We start from the raw sequence: 21,015 nt of genomic DNA, 5'->3' as shown, positions 1-21,015 counted from the left end.
GGAGCGTCATGAGCAAGCCCACGCCCATCTCCGGCTTCCCCGAGTGGACCCCGGCGCAGCGGATGATCGAGCAGTTCGTGCTCGACCGGATCCGCGCTACCTTCGAGCTGTACGGCTTCGCGCCGCTGGAGACCCGCTCCGTCGAGCCCCTCGATCAGCTGCTGCGCAAGGGGGAGACCTCCAAGGAGGTCTACGTGCTGCGCCGCCTCCAGGCCGAGGTTGACGGCCCGGCCGGCGACGACGCCCTCGGCCTGCACTTCGACCTGACGGTGCCGTTCGCCCGCTACGTGCTGGAGAACGCCGGCAGGCTCCAGTTCCCGTTCCGCCGCTACCAGATCCAGAAGGTGTGGCGGGGCGAGCGCCCGCAGGAGGGGCGCTACCGGGAGTTCCTCCAGGCCGACATCGACATCGTCGACCGGGACACCCTGCCCGCCCACTACGAGGCGGAGATGCCGCTGGTCATCGGCGACGCGCTGCGGTCGCTGCCGATCCCGCCGGTGACCATCCAGGTCAACAACCGCAAGATCTGCGAGGGGTTCTACCGGGGCATCGGCCTGACCGACCCGGAGGCCGCCCTGCGCGCCGTCGACAAGCTCGACAAGATCGGCCCGGCGAAGGTGGCCGAGCTGCTCGCCGAGACGGCCGGGGCGAGCGAGGCGCAGGCCAAGGCGTGCCTGGCCCTGGCCGAGATCTCCGCACCGGACGCCTCGTTCGCCGACGCCGTGCGCGGCCTCGGGGTGACCCACCCGCTGCTCGACGAGGGCGTCGCCGAGCTGGTGGCGGTGGTCGAGACCGCCGCCGCGCACTCGCCGGGGCTGTGCGTGGCCGACCTGCGGATCGCCCGCGGGCTCGACTACTACACCGGCACCGTCTACGAGACGTCGCTGGCCGGCTACGAGCGGTTCGGCTCGATCTGCTCCGGCGGCCGGTACGACAACCTGGTCAGCGCCGGTGGCGCGTCCTTCCCCGGGGTGGGCATCTCGATCGGGGTGAGCCGGCTGCTCGGGCTGCTCTTCGGCGCGGGCGCGCTCACCGTGTCCCGCAGCGTGCCGACGTGCGTGCTGGTCGCGGTGACCAGCGAGGAGCGGCGGACGGCGAGCAACGCCGTCGCCGACGCGCTGCGCCGCCGGGGGGTGCCCACGGAGGTCGCGCCGAGCGCGGCGAAGTTCGGCAAGCAGATCCGGCACGCCGAGCGGCGCGGCATCCCGTACGTCTGGTTCCCCGGCGTCGACGGGGCGCCCGACGAGGTGAAGGACATCCGCTCCGGCGAGCAGGTGGCCGCTGCGGCCGGCGAGTGGACCCCGCCGCGGGCCGACCTGTCGCCCCTGGTGAGCTGAGCAGACGCCGCGCGGGCGGGCGCTACTGGCGCGTATGGCGCGGAGGACCTACGGTGGCGTAAGTTACGCCACCGTAGGGAGAACTTCGTGACCGCACTCAGCCAGACCGCCCTGCTCGTCGAGCTCGAACCCGTCGTGGCGAAGAACCTCGACCGCCACCTCGCGATGGCGAAGGAGTGGTTCCCGCACGAGTACGTGCCGTGGAGCGAGGGGCGCACCTTCGACGGCCCGCTCGGTGGCGAGGCGTGGTCGCCGCAGGACTCGACGATCCCCGAGATCGCCCGCACCGCGCTGATCGTGAACCTGCTGACCGAGGACAACCTCCCCTCGTACCACCACCAGATCGCCACCCTCTTCGGCCCGGACGGGGCGTGGGGGACGTGGGTGGGCCGGTGGACCGCCGAGGAGGGCCGGCACGGCACCGCCATCCGCGACTACCTGACGGTGACCCGGGCGGTGGACCCGGTGGCGCTGGAGCGGGCCCGGATGGTGCACATGACCGCCGGCTACACCAACTCGCACGACGCCTCGATGCTGCGCTCGCTGGCGTACGTGTCGTTCCAGGAGCTGGCCACCCGGATCTCGCACCGCAACACGGGCCGGGTGGCCGGCGACCCGGTGTGCGAGGCGCTGCTCGCCCGCGTCGCCGCCGACGAGAACCTGCACATGGTCTTCTACCGCAACCTGCTCGCCGCCGCCCTGGAGGTGGCCCCGAGCCAGGCGATGCGGGCCATCGCCGAGGTCCTCGCCGACTTCCAGATGCCCGGCGTGGGCATCGAGGGCTTCGCCCGCAAGTCGGTGGCGATCGCCCTGGCCGGCATCTACGACCTGCGGCAGCACCGCGACGAGGTGGTCGTCCCGGTGCTGCGCCAGTGGGACATCTTCAACGTCACCGGGCTGGACGCCGACGGCGAGGCCGCCCGCGACCAGATCGCCGCCCACCTGGACACCCTGGAGACGCACGCGTCCCGCTTCGAGGAGAAGCGCGACGCCCGCGCCGCCCGCCTGGCCGCCGCCCGCTGACCCACCCACCCCCTGCCCCCGCCCCCCCTGCCCCCCCGCCCCCGTCCCCCGTTCCCCCGCGATCTTGCAGTTGGGGCCCCGGCAAAAGGCACATGACGCCCATCCTCGGGGCCGAAAGTGCAAGATCGCCGGGGAGGGGTGTGGGGGAGGGGGCAGGGGGGGTGGGGGTGGTTACCAGTGGAAGCCGGCGGTGTATGTCACCGTGGCGAGCGCCTGCTGGCCGGCGGCGTTCGGGTGGAAGTAGTCCCAGGTGGAGAGCTGGCTCAGGGTGAACGGGTAGCCGAACACGGCGTTGTCGTCGAAGTCGCAGTTCGGGCCGTACGCGGCGCACGCCTGGGCGAGCTGGGTGTTGTAGTCGACGACCCGCTGGCGCACCCGGGCCCGGCGGTCGACGTCGGCCTGGGCGGTGGAGGTCGGGTTGGCCAGCATGGACTGGCAGATGCCGAACAGCGCCCACGCCGTACGGGCGCTGCCGCTGTCCTTGCCGACGGACCAGAGCCGGTGGAGGTCCGGGATGCTGACGATCGCCACCCGGGCGTTCGGCAGGCCCGCCTTGATCCGGCCGAGCGCGGCGTCGATGTTGGCGCGGTAGGTGCTCACCGGCGTCATGCTCGACTCCGAGCCGGTGCAGGCGTCGTTGGCGCCGATCAGCATCGTCACGTACCCGACGCCCTGGCTGACCGCCGTGCCGGCCTGGCCGGACATGTCGGCGGACTTCGCGCCGGTCCTGGCGTCGTTGTGGTTGTTGCCGGCGATGGCCGGGTTGACCGCGCGGATGCGCAGGTAGTGGCTGTTCACCGAGGAGTTGTCGCCGGTGCTGAACGAGCGGGAGGCGCAGTCGACGTACCAGCCGCAGGCGTTGAAGCCGCGGGTGATGGAGTCGCCGAGGCTGGCCATGGAGCCGGGCGGCGGGCCGGCGTCGGCGTGGGCGGCCGTGGCGCCGAGGGGGACGAGGGCGGTGGCGGCGAGGGCGGCCAGGGCGCGTCGGATGGGGGTCATGGTGGCCTCCGGATCACGGGTGCCGACGGGGGAAATCGGGGTGCATCGATCATATTGATCCACCTGAGGGGCCACAATGTTGCGAACATGTGTCGCGGGTAGCTCGGGCGAAACAGGGCGAAGCTGGGTCTTGCGAGTGAATCTAAGTATGTGAATACTTCAGTTCACTCGGCCGGTTCACCCCAGCTCCGGCCGGATGGTCCTCGGGTCCGTCACCCCCGGCGCGACCCGTCACCCCCTTCCGGGAGGTTGTTACATGCGACCCACGAGGTCATCGCTCCTCCGCGCCGCTTCCGTCGCCGCAGCCGGCACCCTGGTCGCCACCGCGTTGATCGGCGCACCCGCCCAGGCCGCCCCCGTCGCCTCGCCCGACGCCGCCGCCACCCTGGCCGAGCGGCTCGGTGACCGCTCCGCCGGCACCTACGCCGACGCCAGCGGCAGGATGGTCGTCACCGTGACCGACGCGGCCGCCGCCCGTCAGGTCCGCGCCTCCGGCGCCATCGCGAAGCTCGTCAAGCGGGGCGCCGCGGAGCTCGACCGGGCCACCGCCGAGCTGGAGCGCTCCGCGAAGATCCCCGGCACCGCGTGGTGGACCGACCCGGCCACCAACCAGGTCGTCGTCTCCGTCGACAGCACCGTCACCGGGGCCAAGCTGGAGCGCGTCAAGGCCGCCGCCGCCCGGACCGGCGGCGCCGTGCGCATCGAGGCCGAGGCCGGCGTGCTGAGCACCCGCATCTCCGGCGGCCAGGCGATCTACGCCGCCGGCGGCGGCCGCTGCTCGCTGGGCTTCAACGTGCGCAGCAGCTCCGGCGTCACCTACTTCCTGACCGCCGGCCACTGCACCAACATCGCCTCGACCTGGTACTCGAACTCGGCGCAGACCAGCACCCTGGGCACCCGCGCCGGCACCAGCTTCCCGGGCAACGACTACGGCATCGTCCGGCACAGCAACTCCGCCAACGCGACCGGCAACGTCTCCCTCTACAACGGCAGCTACCGGGACGTCACCGGCGCGGCCAACGCGTACGTCGGCCAGAGCGTGCAGCGCTCCGGCAGCACCACCGGCGTGCACAGCGGCACGGTCGGGGCGCTCAACGCTACGGTGAACTACGCCGAGGGCTCCGTCTCCGGCCTGATCCGCACCAACGTCTGCGCCGAGCCCGGCGACAGCGGCGGCTCGCTGTTCAGCGGCAGCAGCGCCATCGGCCTCACCTCCGGCGGCAACGGCAACTGCACCCGCGGCGGCACCACCTACTTCCAGCCCGTCACCGAGCCGCTGAGCGTCTACGGCGTCAGCATCATCTGATCCACCTCGCCCTCCCCCCGAAGCGGGTCGCCGGCCTCCGGCGGCCCGCTTCCGGCGTACCCGAACCCGGCGCAGCCGGAGCAGGCCGCGACCGACGGCCGGTGGGGAACGGCGGCCCGGTGGGCGGGATCCGCCGGTCGGGCGGGATCCGCCGGTCGGGCGGGATCCGCGAGAGGATCGACTGGGCGGGCCGAACCGGGGTACCTTGCGGCCGGTGAGCGCCACACCGACCCCCGCCCCGCCCGCGTCGGCCTGGGCCCCGCTGCGCCTCGCCGCGTTCCGCAGCCTCTGGCTGGCCGTGCTGGCCAGCAACGTCGGCACCTGGATGCAGACCGTCGGCGCCCAGTGGCTGCTGGTCGACCAACCCAACGCGCCGACGCTGGTCGCCCTCGTGCAGACCGCGAGCATGCTGCCGGTGCTGCTGCTGGCCCTGCCGGCCGGCGCGCTCGCCGACACCCTCGACCGACGCCGGCTGCTCATCGGCGTGCAGTGCTTCCTCGCCGCCGTCGGGGTGCTGCTGACCGCGCTCACCGCCGCCGACCGGATGCCGCCCGCCCTGCTGCTCACCCTCACCTTCGCCCTCGGCGTGGGCCAGGCGCTCACCCTGCCCGCCTGGCAGGCGGTGATCCCGGAGCTGGTGCCCCGGGAGCAGCTCGTCAGCGCCTCGGCGCTCGGCTCCATCAGCGTCAACCTGGCCCGCTCGGTCGGCCCGGCGGTGGCCGGCGTGCTGGTCGCCCAGGCCGGGGTGGCCGTGGTCTTCGCGGTGAACACCGCGTCCTTCGCGATCTTCGCCGGCGCGCTGCTGCGCTGGCGGCCGGACCGCCCCGACGGCGCGGCCATGCCGGAACGGTTCGCCGCCGCCCTGCGCGCCGGCGGCCGGTACGTGCGCCACTCACCGGTCGTCCGCCGCATCCTGCTGAGGGCCGCGCTGTTCGTGGTCCCCGGCAGCGCGCTGTGGGCGCTGCTGCCGCTGGTGGCCAGCCACCGCCTCGGCCTGGGCCCCGGCGGGTACGGCGTGCTGCTGGCCGCGCTCGGCGTCGGCGCGGTCGCCGGCGCGCTCGTGCTGCCCCGGGTACGCCGGGCGCTCACCGCCAGCCAGCTCCTGCTCGTCGCCGGGCTCGTCTACGCCGGGGTGCTGCTGGTGCTCGCCCTCGTGCCCGTGCCGGCCCTGGTGACGGTGGCCCTGGTGCCCGCCGGGCTGGCCTGGATGACGGTGCTGTCCACCGTGAACGCCGCGATGCAGCTCTTCCTCCCCGGCTGGGTACGCGCCCGGGGGCTCTCGGTCTACCAGATGGTCTTCGCGGGCGGGCAGGCGCTCGGCGCCCTCGCCTGGGGCGCGCTCGGCGAGCTCGCCGGCCTGGTCGCCGCGCTCGCCGTGGCCGGGGCGGCCATGGCCGTCGCCGCGCTCACCGTGCCGCTGTGGCCGCTGCGCGAGACCCGGGGGGTCAACCGGGACCCGGCCGTCTACTGGCCCGAGCCGCACCTGACCCTGGACGCGCACCCGCGCACCGGGCCGGTGCTGGTGACCGTCACCTACACCGTGCCGCCCGAGCGGCAGGACGCCTTCGTCGAGGCGATGCGGGCGGTGGGCCGGTCGCGGCGGCGCACCGGGGCGATGCGCTGGGGACTGTTCCGGGCGGGGGAGCGGGCGCACGGCTTCGTCGAGGTCTACCAGGTGCCGTCCTGGGAGGAACACCTGCGCCAGCACGGCGGGCGGCTGACCGGCGCCGACCGGACGGCGGAGGAGCGGGCGAGGGCGCTGACCGAGGGCGAGGTCCACGTCAGCCACCTCCTCCCCGCCGACGAGCCGTAGCGGCGCTGGTGCAAGGAGGGGCCCCTTGTTAACGCTTTCTGTTGTACAGGGGCCCCCTGTTAACACCACGGGCCGTGTCGGGCCGCCTCGGGCCGCGGTGCGCCCGGCGGTGTCGTGGGCGGTGCGCCCCGCGGTGCCGGGGTCAGCGCCGGCTCAGCCACCCGGCGACCAGCAACGGGCAGAGCGCCTCCGCCCCGGCGGCCACCCGCTCGGCCAGGCCGATCCGGTCACCCCCGGTGGCCAGCTCGATCACGAACCAGGCCACCGGCGTCAGCAGCCCCGCCGCCAGCGCCGCCCAGGCGGCCCGCCCGCCGCCGGCGTACCCGTCGGGGGTGGACCGGGCCCGGCGGCCCGCGTCGCCGAGGGCCGGCCGCAGCGCGTCGCCGCCGGGGTGGCCGGGCCGTGGCCCGGCACACCGTACGCGGCGCGGTACCGGTTAGCAGGGGCCCCCTGTGCAACAGAAAGCGTTAACAAGGGGCCCTTCCTTACCCCCAACCGCGCCCGGTGACGGCGGGGGGCGGGGCACCCTGACAGAATGCGAGGGCAGACCGAACGCAGACGATGAGGAGACGCAAGCCGTGATCCGTACCCATGACGCCGGCAGCCTGCGCGCGACGGACGCCGGCACCACGGTGACGCTCGCCGGGTGGGTCGCCCGCCGGCGCGACCACGGCGGTGTCATCTTCGTCGATCTGCGCGACGCCTCGGGCGTCGTGCAGGTGGTCTTCCGCGAGGAGGACGCCCACGCGCTGCGCAACGAGTTCTGCGTGAAGGTGACCGGCGAGGTGACCCGCCGTCCCGAGGGCAACGAGAACCCGGAGCTGCCGACCGGCGAGATCGAGGTGACCGCGAGCGCGCTGGAGGTGCTCTCGGAGGCCGCGCCGCTGCCGCTGCCCGTCGACGACCAGGTCGAGGCCGGCGACGACATCCGGCTCAAGTACCGCTACCTGGACCTGCGCCGGGGCGGCCCGGCGAAGGCGATGCGGCTGCGGTCGCGGGCCAACCAGCTCGCCCGGGGCGTGCTGCACGAGCGCGACTTCCTGGAGATCGAGACGCCGACGCTGACCCGGTCCACCCCGGAGGGCGCGCGCGACTTCCTGGTCCCGGTCCGGCTCCAGCCGGGCAGCTGGTACGCGCTGCCGCAGTCCCCGCAGCTGTTCAAGCAGCTGCTGATGGTCGGCGGCATGGAGCGCTACTACCAGATCGCCCGCTGCTACCGCGACGAGGACTTCCGGGCCGACCGGCAGCCGGAGTTCACCCAGCTCGACATCGAGATGTCCTTCGTCACCGAGGACGACGTGATCGACCTCGGCGAGGCGATCGTGTCCGCGCTCTGGTCCGACCTGGCCGGCTACGAGATCCCCCGGCCCATCCCGCGCATCACCTGGCACGACGCGATGGCCCGGTACGGCTCCGACAAGCCGGACCTGCGCTACGGCGTCGAGCTGACCGAGCTGACGGACTACCTGCGCGGCACGGCGTTCCGGGTGTTCGCCGGGGCGATCGACGCGGGCGGCTACGTCGGCGCGGTCGTCATGCCGGGCGGCGCGGGCCAGACCCGCAAGGAGCTGGACGGCTGGCAGGACTGGGCGAAGGCGCGCGGCGCGAAGGGCCTGGCGTACGTGGTGCTCGACGCCGAGACCGGCGCGCCGCGGGGCCCGGTGGCGAAGAACCTCTCCGAGGAGCACCTGGCGGGGCTGGCCGACGCGGTCGGCGCGAAGCCGGGCGACGCGGTGTTCTTCGCGGCCGGCGCCGACGCCCGGGAGGCGCAGGAGCTGCTCGGCGCGGCCCGCATCGAGATCGCCAGGCGGGCGAAGCTGGTCGACGAGTCGGCGTGGGCGTTCTGCTGGGTGGTCGACGCCCCGATGTTCGAGCGCACCTCCGACCAGGACAGCGGCGGGGCGGGCGGCTGGACGGCCGTGCACCACCCGTTCACCTCGCCGAACGCCGAGTGGGTGGACCGGTTCGAGGAGGCCCCGGACCGGGCGCTGGCGTACGCGTACGACATCGTCTGCAACGGCAACGAGATCGGCGGCGGGTCGATCCGTATCCACCGGGGCGACGTGCAGCAGCGGGTGTTCGACCTGCTCGGCATCACCCCCGCCGAGGCGCAGGACAAGTTCGGCTTCCTGTTGGAGGCGTTCAAGTACGGCGCCCCGCCGCACGGCGGCATCGCGTTCGGCTGGGACCGGGTCTGCATGCTGCTGGCGGGCGCGGACTCGATCCGCGAGGTGATCGCGTTCCCGAAGACCCGGGGCGGCTTCGACCCGCTGACGGGCGCGCCGACGCCGATCACCGCGCAGCAGCGCGGCGAGGCGGGCGTCGACGCCAAGCCGAAGGCCCCGACGGGCGCGCACGCCGGCACCGCCGGCCCGGCCGCCCCGGTGGCCGACCCGGTCTGAGTCGACCTGCGACCCCGGCCTGAGCTGAGGCGGCCGGGGCGACCAGCGATCCCGGCGGGCGGCCCCACGGTGGGGCCGCCCGCCGCCGTGGAGGGGGCGACGCGTGACGCTGCTCGTGGTGGGTGCCAGCGGGCACCTCGGGGGCGAGGTGTGCCGCCGGGCGGTCGCGGCGGGGCGGCGGGTGGTCGGCACGTACCACGCCCACCCCGGCGCGCCGGCCGGCGTCGAGGCGCGCCGGCTCGACGTGACCGACCGGGCCGCCGTGCGCGCGCTGGTCGCGGCGGTGCGGCCGGCCGCCGTGGTGAGCACCCCCTACCGGTACGCCGACTGGGCGGTCACCGCCGACGGCGCGGCGAACGTGGCGTACGCCGCCGCCGAGGCCGGGGCGCGGCTGGTGCACCTGTCCAGCGACGCGCTGCACGCCGGCCGGCCCGAGCCCTACGCGGACGACGACGTCCCGACGCCGGTGTTCGCGTACGGGGCGGCGAAGGCGGCGGCGGAGACCGCCGTGCGGGCGGTCGACCCGGGCGCGGCGCTGGTGCGTACCTCGTTGATCCTGGGCGACGAGCGGAGCAGGCAGGTGCGGCTCTGCCTGGACGCCCTCGCCGGCCGGGGGGTCCTGTTCACCGACGAGGTCCGCTGCCCGGTCGACGTGGGCGACCTGGCCGCCGCCGTGCTGGAGCTGGCCGCGTCCGACCATGCCGGCCTGCTCAACGTAGCGGGGCCGGACGCGGTCAGCCGCGCCGAGCTGGGGCTGCTGGTCGCCCGGCGGTTCGGGCTCGACCCGGGCGGCCTGCGGACCGCCCCGAGCGCCGCGTCGGGCCTGGTCCGCCCCGTCGAGGTACGCCTCGACAGCTCCCGCGCCGCCGGCCTGCTGCGGACCCGCCTGCGCGGGGTCGCCGAGCTGCTCGCCCCCTGACCGTGCCGGCCCCGCCGGGCGGCCCTGCACACCTCCTATGCAAAGAGATTGTGCATAGGAGGTGTGCACAGTTATTGTGCTGCCATGGGCAACGACGAGAGCACGGGCCGGCAGGCCCCCCGCCAGGTCCGGCTGGACCCGAGACAGGTGCGGGTGCTGGCGCACCCGCTGCGGCTGCGGCTGCTCGGCGCGCTGCGGGTCGACGGTCCCGCCACCGCCACCGGGCTCGCCGAGCAGCTCGGCACCAACACCGGCGCCACCAGCTACCACCTGCGTCAGCTCGCCGAGGCGGGGCTCGTCGTCGAGGCCCACGACCTCGCCGGCGGGCGGCAGCGCTGGTGGCGGGCGGCGCACGACATCAGCAGCTGGGAGCCGTCCGACTTCGACGACGACCCGGACGCCCGGGCCGCCGCCGAGTGGATCCAGGCCGAGCAGGTGCGCCTGGTCGTCGAGCACTCCGACCGGTGGTTCGCCGTCCAACAGGACTTCCCACCCGCCTGGCGCGACGCCGCCGGCATGAGCGACGCCCTGCTGCACCTCGGGCCCGAGCGGCTCCAGGCGCTGGAGGCGGAGCTGTGGGAGGTCCTCATGCGCTACCGCGACCAGTCGCGCCCCGACGAGGCCGACGCCCGGCCGGTGCAGGTCTTCCTGGCCGCGTACCCGATGATCGAGCCGACCCGGTGAGCGCCCTGTCCGTCCGCCAGGTGCGGTCGCGCTACCTGGTCCTGCACGGGCTGCGCTGGCTGCCCACCGGCCTGCTGATCCCGGTCATGATCCTGCTGATGCAGGAGCGCGGCCTCTCGCTGTCGCAGATCGGCATCGCGTTCACCGCCCAGGGCCTCGTGGTGCTGGCGCTGGAGCTGCCGACCGGTGGCATGGCCGACGCCCTGGGCCGCAGGCCCGTGCTGGTCGCCGCCACGGCGCTCAACCTGGCGTCGCTGGCGCTGTTCGCGGTGGCCGACTCCCTCGCCCTGTTCGTCCTGGTCTTCGCCCTGCAGGGCATCTACCGGGCGCTGGACAGCGGCCCCCTGGAGTCCTGGTACGTCGACGCCACCCTCGCCGCCGACCCCGCCGCCGAATACGAGCGCGGCCTCGGCCTCGGCGGCACCGTCGCGGGCGTGGCCATCGCCGGCGGCGCGCTGCTCAGCGGCGGCCTGATCACGCTCGGCCCGCTCGGCCCGGTGAGCGCGCTGACCGTGCCGGTGCTGGCCGCCGTGGCGGCGCAGGCGGTGGCGCTGGCAGCCCTGCTGGCGCTGCTGGTCGAGGTCCGGCCGGGGCGGGGGGCCGGTGCGCTGCGCGCGTCGGTGGCCGAGGCGCCCCGGATGGTCCGGCAGGCGTTTGGCCTGCTGCGCCGCTCCCGCGTGCTGCTCGCCCTCGTGGCGGTCGAGCTGTTCTGGGGCTTCGGCATGGTCACCTTCGAGTCGCTGCTGCCGGTCCGGCTCGCCGAGGTCGTCGGCGACCCCGAGCGGGCCGCCGCGCTGCTCGGCCCCGCCAGCTCCGCCGCGTGGCTCGCCTCGGCCGCCGGGGCCGCGCTCACCCCGTTGCTGCTGCGCTGGCCCGGGGCCGCGCCCGGGGCCGCGCTGCTGCGCGTCGGGCAGGGCGCGACCGTGGTGGCGATGGGGCTGTTCGCCGGCCCGGTCGGGGTGCTCGTGGCGTACCTGGCCTGCTACACGGTGCACGGCGCGTCCAACCCGCTGCACCTGGGCCTGCTGCACCGCCAGGTCGACGGCCCGTACCGCACCAGCGTGCTCTCGCTCAACTCGATGATGGCCCAGCCGGCCGGTGCGCTCGGCGCGGTCGTGCTGACCGCCCTGGCCGAGCGCGCCAGCGTCAGCACCGCGATGCTGGTCGGCGCGGTGGTGCTCGCCGCCGCCGCCCCGTTGTACCTGCCCGCCTGGCGCGCCGCCCGCGCCCCCGCCGAGGTCCCCGCCGCCCCCGCTCCGGCCGCTCCCGCCGCTCCCGCCGCCCCGGTTCGGCAGTGAGAAGGGGACCCTTCTCTACCGTAGGCGTTAACAAGGTGCCCTTCCTTGCACCGCAGGCGAGCGGGCGGTGACCCACCGTCGTCCGGGCCGGGCCGGTCCACCGTGGAGATTGGCGATCGGACCGTTTGGGTACATCCCCCGGCGACCTACTGGGAACCCCCACCGGAGGACCGTCATGCTCGCCATTCTCGCGGCCGTCGTCTTCGGCTTCGCCCTGTTGATCGACCTGCTCGACACCAACTTCGGCGCGCCGGACCTGTTCAACGTGCACACCCTGCTGATGCTGGGCCTGCTGCTGCTCTCCCTCTACCTGGCCGGTGTGGGCAGCGGCCCGCGCGGCGGTGGCGGCGGCCGCTGGTACCGGGGCCGCCGCCCCGGCCGTGGCTGACCGTAAATGATCTAACCGGGCCGGGCCCGCGGCGCAGTTCCGGCGCGGCGGACCCGGCCCGGTACTGTCTTCGTGATGGAGTCCGACGCTCTCTTCTCCCTCGGCGCACCCGCCGGGGCGCACGGCGCCCCCACGGGTTCCGTCGGCGTCGACGGCTTCACCCCCGTGGCCGCCGACTCGCCGCTCCCCGTCCGGATGCGCCCGGCCAGCATCGACGAGCTGGTGGGGCAGGGGCACCTGCTCGCGCCCGGCGCGCCGCTGCGCCAGCTCGTCGGCGGCGCCACCCCGATGTCGGTGATCCTCTGGGGGCCGCCCGGCTGCGGGAAGACCACGATCGCGCACCTCGTGGCGACCGCCACCGATCGCCGCTTCGTGGCCATGTCGGCGCTCACCGCCGGGGTCAAGGACGTCCGCGCGGTGATCGACACCGCCCGCCGGCAGCGCCGCTCCGGCGGACCGCCGACGGTCCTGTTCATCGACGAGGTGCACCGGTTCAGCAAGACCCAGCAGGATTCGCTGCTCGCCGCGGTGGAGGACCGGACGGTCACCCTGCTCGCGGCGACCACGGAGAACCCGTACTTCTCGGTCATCTCGCCGTTGTTGTCGCGGTGCGTGCTGCTCACCCTCCAGCCCCTGGACGACGCGGCCGTGCGTGACCTGCTGCGCCGCGCGGTCAGCGACGCGCGCGGCCTCGCCGGCGCGTTCACCCTCCAGGCCGACGCCGAGGACCACCTCGTCCGCCTCGCCGGCGGCGACGTGCGCAAGGCCCTGACCGCGCTGGAGGCCGCGGCGGCCTCGGCGGCGGCGCTGGGCGTCGACCGGATCGACCTGTCCACCGCCGAGCAGGCGGTGGACGTCGCGGCGGTGCGCTACGACCGGGCCGGCGACGCGCACTACGACGTGACCAGCGCCTTCATCAAGAGCATGCGGGGCTCCGACGTCGACGCGGCGCTGCACTGGCTGGCCCGGATGCTGGTGGCCGGCGAGGACGCCCGGTTCATCGCGCGCCGGCTGGTCATCTTCGCCAGCGAGGACGTCGGGATGGCCGACCCGGGCGCGCTGGGCGTGGCCACCGCCGCCGCGCAGGCCGTGGAGTTCGTCGGCCTGCCGGAGGCGCAGCTCAACCTCGCCCAGGCCGTGATCCACCTGGCCACCGCGCCGAAGTCCAACTCGGCGACCGCCGCGATCGGGGCCGCCACGGCCGACGTCCGAGCCGGCCGGGGCGGGCCGGTGCCGCGCGGCCTGCGCGACGCCCACTACTCCGGCGCGCGGGGGCTCGGCCACGGCACGGGCTACCGCTACCCGCACGACGACCCCCGTGGAGTGGTCACCCAGCAGTACGCTCCCGACGATCTTGTCGGGGCCGACTACTACCGTCCCAGCGGGCACGGTGCGGAGCGGGCGGTGGCCGCCCGGCTGCCCCTGCTGCGCCGGATCGTCCGGGGGCTGCCAGCCCCGGCGCGTCCGGCGGAGCAGGCCCCGCCGGGGAACGGCCGCCACCCGTCGGGCAACGGGCACGCCAGCGCGGCGGACGAGGACGGCACGGGCGCCGTCGGGGAGGGTCAGCAGTGAGATCCCGTGGTTCGGAGCGACCGGAGGACGGCCCCGAGGAGCGGCGCGAGCCGCGCCCCAAGGGGCGCCGGTGGGGCCGGGGCCGACCCGACAGCGAGCCCGAGGAGCCGGTGGCCGGCGAGGAGTTCGGCTGGATCGACGACCTGCGCTCCGCCAAGCGGCAGCGCGGCGAGTTGGGGCCGGACGGCGGCGAGCCGGGACAGGCCCCGCCACCCGGCCAGCCCGACCCGCCGGCGCGGCAGGGGCCGGCGGGCGGCGGCGAACCGGGTCCGGCGCGTCCGCGACCGGTCGACGGCCCGTGGCCCGGCTCGCCGCAGCCGGGACGTCGCCCCGGGCCCGCCGAGCCGCCCCGCCCGGGGCAGGCCCCGCCGGAGCCGGCGAACCACCTGCCGCAGGGCCCCCCGCAGCCGCCCCACCAGCCCCACCGCCCACCGCAGGGCGCGGCGGAGCCGCCCCGGGCCGTGCCACCGGCGGCCCGCCCACCGCAGGGCCGCCCGCAGCCGCCGGCCCAGCCGTCGACGCCGCAGGCCGGGCCGCTGCCGGGGCCGGCCCAGCCGGCGGCCCCGCCCCGCCCGCAGGGCCAGCCCGCCGGGCCGCCCTATCCGGGCGGCCAACCGTCCGGGCCGCCGTATCCGGCGGGGCAGCCCGCCCGGCCCCCGTACCCGACGGACGCCGCGCCCCGGCGCTCGCGCGACGACGGCGATCCGTCCGGCGAACTGCCCCGGGCGGCGGCCCCGGCGGGCCCGCCGGGCGGCCGGTCCGGCGGGCCGGCGACCTCGGGTCCCGGCGGGCCCGGGCAACGCCCCGGCCCGCCAGGACCGCCGGTGGCCCCGCCCGGGCGCGGCGGCCAACCCCCCAGCGGCGGCTGGCCGGTCGTCCCGGCCGGGTCGCCCCCCGCCGGCCGGGCCACCGCACCGCCGCCCCCCGCCGGCCGGGCCGTCGTCTCCCCACCTCCCGCCGGCCGGGCCGCCGCACCTCAGTCCGGGCCGCGCCGCGCCGCGTCCGTTCCCGCCGGCCCGCCCTACCCGGCGTCGGCGCCGCCCGGCGACGGGCCCCGGCGCGAGCCGACGGGCGAGCGTCCCGGCGTACCCGGTGCGGACGAGCCGGCCGGTCGTGGCGTCGCCGGGCCGATCGCGCCCGCGCCCGGCCAGGGCGGTCGTCGGCGGGCTGCCGAGGAGCAGCCGGTCGTCCCGCTCAGCGGCAACGCCCCCGAGGTGCCGGGGGTGCCCAGCGGCCCCGCCGGGATGCCGGGGGCGCCCGGCGGCCCCGCCGGGTCGGATCCGGCCGTCGCCCAGGAGCCGGCGGCCACGGGCCGGGAAACCGGTGGCCGCCGCCGGGCCCGGTCCGAGGAGGAACCGGGCGAGGCGACGTCGCGCCGCCCCGCCGGTCCCGTCGACGCCGGGTTCCCCGGCGCCGCCGAGCGGGGCGGTCCCCCGCAGGGGCGGGGCGACCGGCCGCAGCGTCCGGCGGAGTGGCTGCGCCAGGCCGGTCGTGGCGTCAACCCGGACGCCGCGATGCCGATGGTCAACCGGGCGGCCGTGCCGTCGCCGCCGCCGGGCGTCGCGCCGCCGGCCGGGGAGCCGGGCAACCGGCCCGGTGACGGCGGTCGGGGCGCGGCGGCGCAACACGGCGTCGGCGCCGGGCCGGCAGCACCGGTGGGCCGGGCGCGGCCCGCCGCGCCCGTCGACCCGGCGGAGGAGCCGGTCCCACTGCCCACCGGCCGGGCGGCAGCGCCGTCCCGTCCGCAGGTGGCGGGCCCACGCCCCGGCGAGCCCCGTCCGCCGGCCGACCCCCGTGCGGGAAGCCCCCGCCCGCCGGCCGACCCGCGCACGGGCGAGCTGCGGCCCGCCGCGGTGGATCCGCGCACGGGCGAGCTGCGGCCCCCGGTGGTCGACCCGCGCACGGGTGAGCTGCGTCCGCCCATGGTGGAGCCGCGCACCGGCGAGGTGCGCCCCGGACCGGCGGAGGAGCGCCGCCCGCAGGCCCCGCCGTTCGGGCCCGGCCCCGGTGCCGGACCCCGGTCCGGCCCGGACCCCCGGTCCGGGTCCGCCCCCGGCCTTCGGCCCGCCGGGTCCGCTGGGCCCGCCCCCGAGTCCGGGCCGACCGCCCGGGCGTCGGCGGCGCCCACCGCGCCCGGCCGGGCCACCCCGCCCGGCGGTCCCGCCGCCGGCCGGGCCGTCCCCGGGCCTGGTGCCGCCGGCCCGGTCGACCCGCCCTCCGGTCCTGCCGGCCGGGCCGCGCCAGCGGTGGGGCCCACCGGCCGGGACGTGCCCCCGTCCGGTCCCGCCGGACGCGCGACGCCGCCCGGGGGGCCCGCCGGTCGGGCCGTGCCGCCCGGTGCCCCGACCGCCGGTCACCACCAACCCGGCGTGGCACGGGCGGTGGTCCCGCCCGGTCGCCCCAGCGAGCCGGGCGACCAGGCCGACGGCCGCGCGACCCCGCCGCAGCGCGACGCCGGCACCGCTGTGGTGTCGCAGCGTGGCCCCGGCGGCGCGGCCCCGCCGCAGCGCGGCCCCGGCCCCTCGTCGCCGCCCCCGCCGGGCGGGTCCGGCGAGGCGCACCCGCACCGCCGGCCGGAGCCGGCCGCCGGCGCGGCGTCGCCGGCCCGTTCCGACCAGCCGCCCGCGGTGGCCCGGGCCGCCGCCGTGGTGCCGGCCGCCGACGCGCCACCGGCCCGACCGGGCCCGGACGCGGACCGCTCCGGCCCGGACGAGCGCCGGCCCGGCCTGGAGGTGCACCGGCTCGGCCCGGGTCCCGCCCCCCGGGCGGGCGACGACGGGCCCGGCCCCGCCGGCCCGGAGCCCGCCGGGGCGGCGCAGCTGCGTCGGGCCGCGACCGCCGACGACCCGGACGAGGCGGACGGGGCGGCATCGGGCGGCCCGCCCGGCGCGCGGTCGGAGCTGCGGCGGCAGCTGCGCCAGCGGCGTCGGCTGCGGATGGGCGTGCTCGCGCTGGTCAGCGTGGTGCTGCTGGGTGCCCTGCCGCTCTACTTCGGCATCCGTACGCTCAGCCGCGACCCCGTCTTCGACACCCTCGACGGGCTGAACGTGCCCGGCTGGGCGGCGACGAAGACCGTGGACAACGTCAGCGGCAGCCGCTGGTGCGTGGAGGAGTGCCGGCTGCGCGAGCGCACCGTCGAGTCGCAGCGGCCGGTCGAGGAGACCGCGCAGGCCTACGAGCGGGCCCTGACCGAGTCCGGCTGGCAGCGGTGGAAGGTGACCCGCTGCCCCGAGCAGCCGGCGAAGGGCGACTACACCTGCTGGCGTCGCGACGAGCTGACCCTCGACCTGTGGGTGCGCGAGCCGACCTGCGTCCCGCCGCCGATCGACGGGGAGCCCGCGCCGACGTCGCTGGCCACGCCCCCCGCAGCGGGGGAGTGCAATGGGTCGTTGGTGTCGGTGAAGGTCCGCAACGCCATCGACGACGAGCGGACCAGGCCCCAGCCGAGCACCGACCCGTCACTCACCGGCGAGGATCCCTTCCCGACCCTGAGCGAGGATCCGCTCGGCGAGTCGACGCCGACACCGTCACCGTCGTGAGCCGGGTTTCATCACTGACGGTAGGGTCTGGGGCTGGCAGGCCCGCCTGCCCCCGCTGACCGGGGTGGGTCGCCGTACGACGGTGTGGGTCATGACGGTCGCGCGTTCCGGGGCGTCGGGCCCCGGAACCCTGCTCGAGGAGGACAGGCGTGAGTTTTGGAGAGGTCGCGGCGCTGATCGCGGCGATCGCGTTCGCGATGCTCGTGTTGATCCTGACGCTGCCCATCCTGCGGCTGCGGCACACCGTGGACGCGGCCACCCGCATGATCAACGACCTCAACGACCGCACCGCGCCCCTGCTCGGTGACGTCAACACCACCGTGAAGAACGTGAACACCGCCCTGGAGCAGGTGCAGGTCTCGCTGGACGGGGTCAACCTCCAGCTGGCCAAGGTGGACACCATGACCACCCACGCCCAGAACGTCACCGCCAACGTGGCGAACCTGGCCACCGTGGTCTCCGCCGCCGCCGCGAACCCGCTGGTGAAGGTGGCCGCCTTCGGCTACGGCGTGCGCCGCGCCGCCTCCGCCCGCCGGCACGCCGAGACCGAGCGCGAGGTGCGCGACACCATCAAGCAGCAGCGCCGCGCCGCCAAGCGCGGCAACGCCTGAGCCGCCGGCGACGGAGGGACGAGAGAACATGAGACGCCTGTTCTGGCTGGGCATCGGCCTGGCCGTCGGCGTGGTGGTCGTGCGCAAGGCGACCCGCGCCGCGCACGCGTACACGCCGGCCGGCATCGCCGGTGGCCTGTCGCAATCCGCTGGCGGCCTGGCCGAGTCGCTGCGTAGCTTCGTGGAGGACGTCCGGATCGGGATGGCCGAGCGCGAGCAGGAGATCCACGAGGCGTTCGCCCGGGGCGAGGCGTTCGACGACCAGTTCGCCGAGCTGCGGGAGGACCCGCGCATCGGCGACCGAGAGATCTTTCCGGAGGAGCACCAGCGATGAAGACGGCGGAGATCAAGCGGCGGTATCTCGCCCACTTCGAGGCGAACGGTCATGCCGTGGTGCCGTCCGCTCCGCTGCCCGCCATCAGCGACCCGAACCTGCTGTTCGTCAACGCCGGCATGGTGCAGTTCGTCCCCTACTTCCTGGGGCAGCACACCCCGCCCTACTCGCGGGCGGTCAGCGTGCAGAAGTGCATCCGCACGCCGGACATCGACGAGGTCGGCAAGACCAGCCGGCACGGCACGTTCTTCCAGATGAACGGCAACTTCTCCTTCGGTGACTACTTCAAGGCCGGGGCGATCCCGCTCGCCTGGGACCTGGTCACCAAGCCGGTCGCCGAGGGCGGCTTCGGCCTGGACCCGGAGCGGATCTGGGCGACGGTCTACCTCGACGACGACGAGGCGGCGGAGATCTGGCGTTCCGTCGGCATGCCGGCCGAGCGGATCGTCCGGCGGGGCAAGAAGGACAACTTCTGGTCGATGGGCATCCCCGGCCCGGCCGGCCCGTGTTCCGAGCTGTACTACGACCGGGGCCCCGCCTACGGGCGCGAGGGCGGCCCGGAGGTCGACGAGGACCGCTACCTGGAGTTCTGGAACCTCGTCTTCATGCAGTTCCAGATCGACGACGTGCAGAGCAAGGAGCACTTCCAGATCGTCGGCGAGCTGCCGAAGAAGAACATCGACACCGGCATGGGCCTGGAGCGGATGGCGTCGCTGCTCCAGGGCGTCGACAACCTCTACGAGATCGACGAGGTCCGGCCGATCCTGGCGCGCGCCGCCGAGCTGACCGGCAAGCGGTACGGCGCGCACTCCGGCCACGTGGCCAGCGAGTCGCACCCCGACGACGTGCGGCTGCGGGTGATCGCCGACCACGTGCGCACCGCGCTGATGCTGATCGGCGACGGGGTCACCCCGAGCAACGAGGGGCGCGGCTACGTGCTGCGCCGCATCATGCGCCGCGCCATCCGGGCGGTGCGGCTGCTCGGCTGGCAGGACCGGGCGCTGCCCGAGCTGCTGCCGGTGGCGCGGGACTGCATGGCCCCGTCGTACCCGGAGCTGGCGGCCGAGTTCGACCGGATCTCGCAGTACGCGTACGCCGAGGAGGACGCCTTCCTGGCGACGCTGCGCGCCGGGACGACGATCCTGGACACGGCGATCGCCGAGACCAAGTCGGCGGGCAAGCCGGCGCTCTCGGGCGACAAGGCGTTCCAGCTGCACGACACCTACGGCTTCCCGATCGACCTGACCCTGGAGATCGCGGCCGAGCAGGGCCTGGCGGTCGACGCCGACGGGTTCCGCCGGCTGATGGCCGACCAGCGGGCGCGGGCCAAGGCCGACGCGCGGGCGCGCAAGACCGGGCACACCGACCTGTCGGCGTACCGGTCGGTGCTGGACGCGGGCGGGCCGGTGGAGTTCACCGGCTACACGGAGCTGACCCGGGAGTCGCGGGTCCGTGCCGTGCTCTCCGGCGGCGACCAGGTCGGCGCGGCCGCCGAGGGCGACACGGTCGAGCTGGTGCTCGACACCACCCCGTTCTACGCCGAGGGCGGCGGCCAGCAGCCCGACCAGGGCCTGATCACCGTCGGCGGCGGCCAGGTCGAGGTCTTCGACGTGCAGCAGCCGGTGCCGGGCCTGATCGTGCACCGCGCCCGCGTCGTCCGGGGCGAGGTGCGCGCCGGCGAGACCGGGTACGCCGAGATCGACGCCACCCGGCGGCGGGCCATCTCCCGCTCGCACACGGCCACCCACCTGGTGCACCAGACGATGCGCAACTTCCTCGGCGAGTCGGCGACCCAGGCGGGTTCGCTGAACGCGCCGGGCCGGCTGCGGTTCGACTTCAACACCCCGACCGGGGTGTCGCCGAGCGTCCTGCACGACGTGGAGCAGCAGGTCAACGAGGTGCTCCTGGCCGACCTGGAGGTGCACGCCTTCGTCACCAGCCAGGAGGAGGCCCGCCGCATCGGCGCGATGGCGCTGTTCGGCGAGAAGTACGGCGAGCGGGTGCGGGTCGTCGAGGTCGGCGACTACGCCCGGGAGCTGTGCGGTGGCACCCACGTGGCCCGCTCGGCCCAGCTCGGCCTCGTCAAGATCCTCTCCGAGGCGTCGGTCGGTTCGGGCGTACGCCGCATCGAGGCCCTCGTCGGCATGGACGCGTTCGGCTTCCTGGCCCGCGAGCACCTCCTGGTCTCCCGGCTCGCCGAGCTGTTCCGGGTGCCCGGCGACCAGGTCGCCGACCGGGTGGAGCAGACCGTCACCCAGCTCCGCGACGCCGAGAAGGAGCTGGAGAAGCTGCGCGCCCAGCTCGTGCTCGGCGGCGCGGCGGCCCTCGCCGGGCAGGCGAAGGACGTGCGCGGGGTGGCGTACGTCGGCACCGAGGCGCCCGAGGGCGCGGCCGGTAACGACGTGCGGACCCTGGCCCAGGAGATCCGCGGCAAGATCGACCCGGCCCGGCCGGCCGTGGTGGCCGTGGCGGCCCGGTCGAACGGCAAGGCGTCCCTCGTGGTGGCCGTGAACGCGGCGGCCCGCAGCCGGGGCCTCGCGGCGAAGGACCTGGTCAAGGCGGCCTTCTCCGGCCGGGGCGGCGGCAGCGACGACCTGGCCCAGGGCGGCGGCCTGCCGGCGGCCGAGGCGCCGAAGCTGCTGGCCACGGTCGAGCAGGCGATCGCCGACGCGTGAGCACACCGCACGTCGGGTCAGGGCGGGCCGTCACGGTCCGCCCTGACCCGTTCCAGGGCAGGACGAATGCCCTTCCAGGGCGGACAACGGTCTTTTCAGGGCAGGATGAACGGTC

General features: G+C 75.9%; 16 protein-coding genes. 14 read left to right on the top strand and 2 right to left on the bottom strand.

The annotated features are described in order from the left end of the window. Positions 1 to 8: 8 nt before the first annotated feature. Positions 9 to 1,337, top strand: a complete 1,329-nt coding sequence (gene hisS / locus O7633_RS07855; RefSeq protein ID WP_282327060.1) for a histidine--tRNA ligase — start codon at positions 9 to 11, stop codon at positions 1,335 to 1,337. A gap of 87 nt (positions 1,338 to 1,424) precedes the next feature. Beyond that, positions 1,425 to 2,360 (top strand): acyl-ACP desaturase, encoded by a 936-nt coding sequence (locus tag O7633_RS07850; RefSeq protein WP_278127671.1) that lies wholly within the window; start codon positions 1,425 to 1,427, stop codon positions 2,358 to 2,360. A 171-nt stretch (positions 2,361 to 2,531) separates the two neighbouring features. Here O7633_RS07850 and O7633_RS07845 read toward each other — a convergent pair whose 3' ends face one another. After that, positions 2,532 to 3,359: a GDSL-type esterase/lipase family protein gene (locus tag O7633_RS07845; protein ID WP_278127670.1), complete on the bottom strand. Its 828-nt coding sequence runs from the start codon at positions 3,357 to 3,359 to the stop codon at positions 2,532 to 2,534. A 256-nt stretch (positions 3,360 to 3,615) separates the two neighbouring features. Here O7633_RS07845 and O7633_RS07840 point away from each other — a divergent pair, with 256 nt between their 5' ends. Both O7633_RS07840 and O7633_RS07835 read left to right on the top strand, forming a co-directional pair. Next, entirely contained in the window at positions 3,616 to 4,665 is a 1,050-nt protein-coding gene (locus tag O7633_RS07840; protein ID WP_282327057.1) for a S1 family peptidase, read from the top strand. Between the two features lie 214 nt (positions 4,666 to 4,879). Next, on the top strand, positions 4,880 to 6,478 hold the full coding sequence (locus O7633_RS07835) for an MFS transporter (RefSeq protein WP_282327055.1): 1,599 nt from the start codon (positions 4,880 to 4,882) through the stop codon (positions 6,476 to 6,478). A gap of 142 nt (positions 6,479 to 6,620) precedes the next feature. Here O7633_RS07835 and O7633_RS07830 read toward each other — a convergent pair whose 3' ends face one another. Next, positions 6,621 to 6,743, bottom strand: a complete 123-nt coding sequence (locus O7633_RS07830) for a hypothetical protein (protein WP_282327054.1) — start codon at positions 6,741 to 6,743, stop codon at positions 6,621 to 6,623. 313 nt (positions 6,744 to 7,056) lie between these two features. Here O7633_RS07830 and aspS point away from each other — a divergent pair, with 313 nt between their 5' ends. From aspS to alaS, 10 genes are all read left to right on the top strand, one after another. After that, positions 7,057 to 8,880, top strand: a complete 1,824-nt coding sequence (gene aspS / locus O7633_RS07825) for an aspartate--tRNA ligase (RefSeq protein ID WP_282327053.1) — start codon at positions 7,057 to 7,059, stop codon at positions 8,878 to 8,880. A 103-nt stretch (positions 8,881 to 8,983) separates the two neighbouring features. Next, positions 8,984 to 9,799: a sugar nucleotide-binding protein gene (locus tag O7633_RS07820; protein WP_282327052.1), complete on the top strand. Its 816-nt coding sequence runs from the start codon at positions 8,984 to 8,986 to the stop codon at positions 9,797 to 9,799. A gap of 84 nt (positions 9,800 to 9,883) precedes the next feature. After that, positions 9,884 to 10,483: a winged helix-turn-helix domain-containing protein gene (locus tag O7633_RS07815; RefSeq protein WP_282327051.1), complete on the top strand. Its 600-nt coding sequence runs from the start codon at positions 9,884 to 9,886 to the stop codon at positions 10,481 to 10,483. Next, entirely contained in the window at positions 10,480 to 11,781 is a 1,302-nt protein-coding gene (locus O7633_RS07810; protein ID WP_282327049.1) for an MFS transporter, read from the top strand. The genes O7633_RS07815 and O7633_RS07810 overlap by 4 nt, the downstream gene beginning before the upstream one ends. A gap of 175 nt (positions 11,782 to 11,956) precedes the next feature. Next, positions 11,957 to 12,169: a hypothetical protein gene (locus O7633_RS07805; protein ID WP_074478696.1), complete on the top strand. Its 213-nt coding sequence runs from the start codon at positions 11,957 to 11,959 to the stop codon at positions 12,167 to 12,169. Between the two features lie 75 nt (positions 12,170 to 12,244). Continuing rightward, on the top strand, positions 12,245 to 13,741 hold the full coding sequence (locus tag O7633_RS07800; protein ID WP_348776319.1) for a replication-associated recombination protein A: 1,497 nt from the start codon (positions 12,245 to 12,247) through the stop codon (positions 13,739 to 13,741). A gap of 2,900 nt (positions 13,742 to 16,641) precedes the next feature. Further along, positions 16,642 to 17,280: a hypothetical protein gene (locus O7633_RS07795; RefSeq protein ID WP_278136171.1), complete on the top strand. Its 639-nt coding sequence runs from the start codon at positions 16,642 to 16,644 to the stop codon at positions 17,278 to 17,280. A 149-nt stretch (positions 17,281 to 17,429) separates the two neighbouring features. Then, entirely contained in the window at positions 17,430 to 17,891 is a 462-nt protein-coding gene (locus O7633_RS07790) for a DUF948 domain-containing protein (protein ID WP_278127654.1), read from the top strand. A gap of 28 nt (positions 17,892 to 17,919) precedes the next feature. Beyond that, entirely contained in the window at positions 17,920 to 18,225 is a 306-nt protein-coding gene (locus O7633_RS07785; protein WP_074478694.1) for a hypothetical protein, read from the top strand. Next, the gene (gene alaS, locus O7633_RS07780) at positions 18,222 to 20,900 is read left to right on the top strand and encodes an alanine--tRNA ligase (RefSeq protein WP_282327045.1); all 2,679 of its coding nucleotides are present in this window, start codon (positions 18,222 to 18,224) and stop codon (positions 20,898 to 20,900) included. The genes O7633_RS07785 and alaS overlap by 4 nt, the downstream gene beginning before the upstream one ends. The last annotated feature ends 115 nt before the right edge of the window (positions 20,901 to 21,015 follow it).

It is taken from the genome of Micromonospora sp. WMMD712 (assembly GCF_029581295.1).
In the GTDB taxonomy this organism is placed as follows: Bacteria; Actinomycetota; Actinomycetes; order Mycobacteriales; family Micromonosporaceae; genus Micromonospora; species Micromonospora carbonacea.
This window is presented reverse-complemented; position numbering and strand designations above follow the sequence as displayed.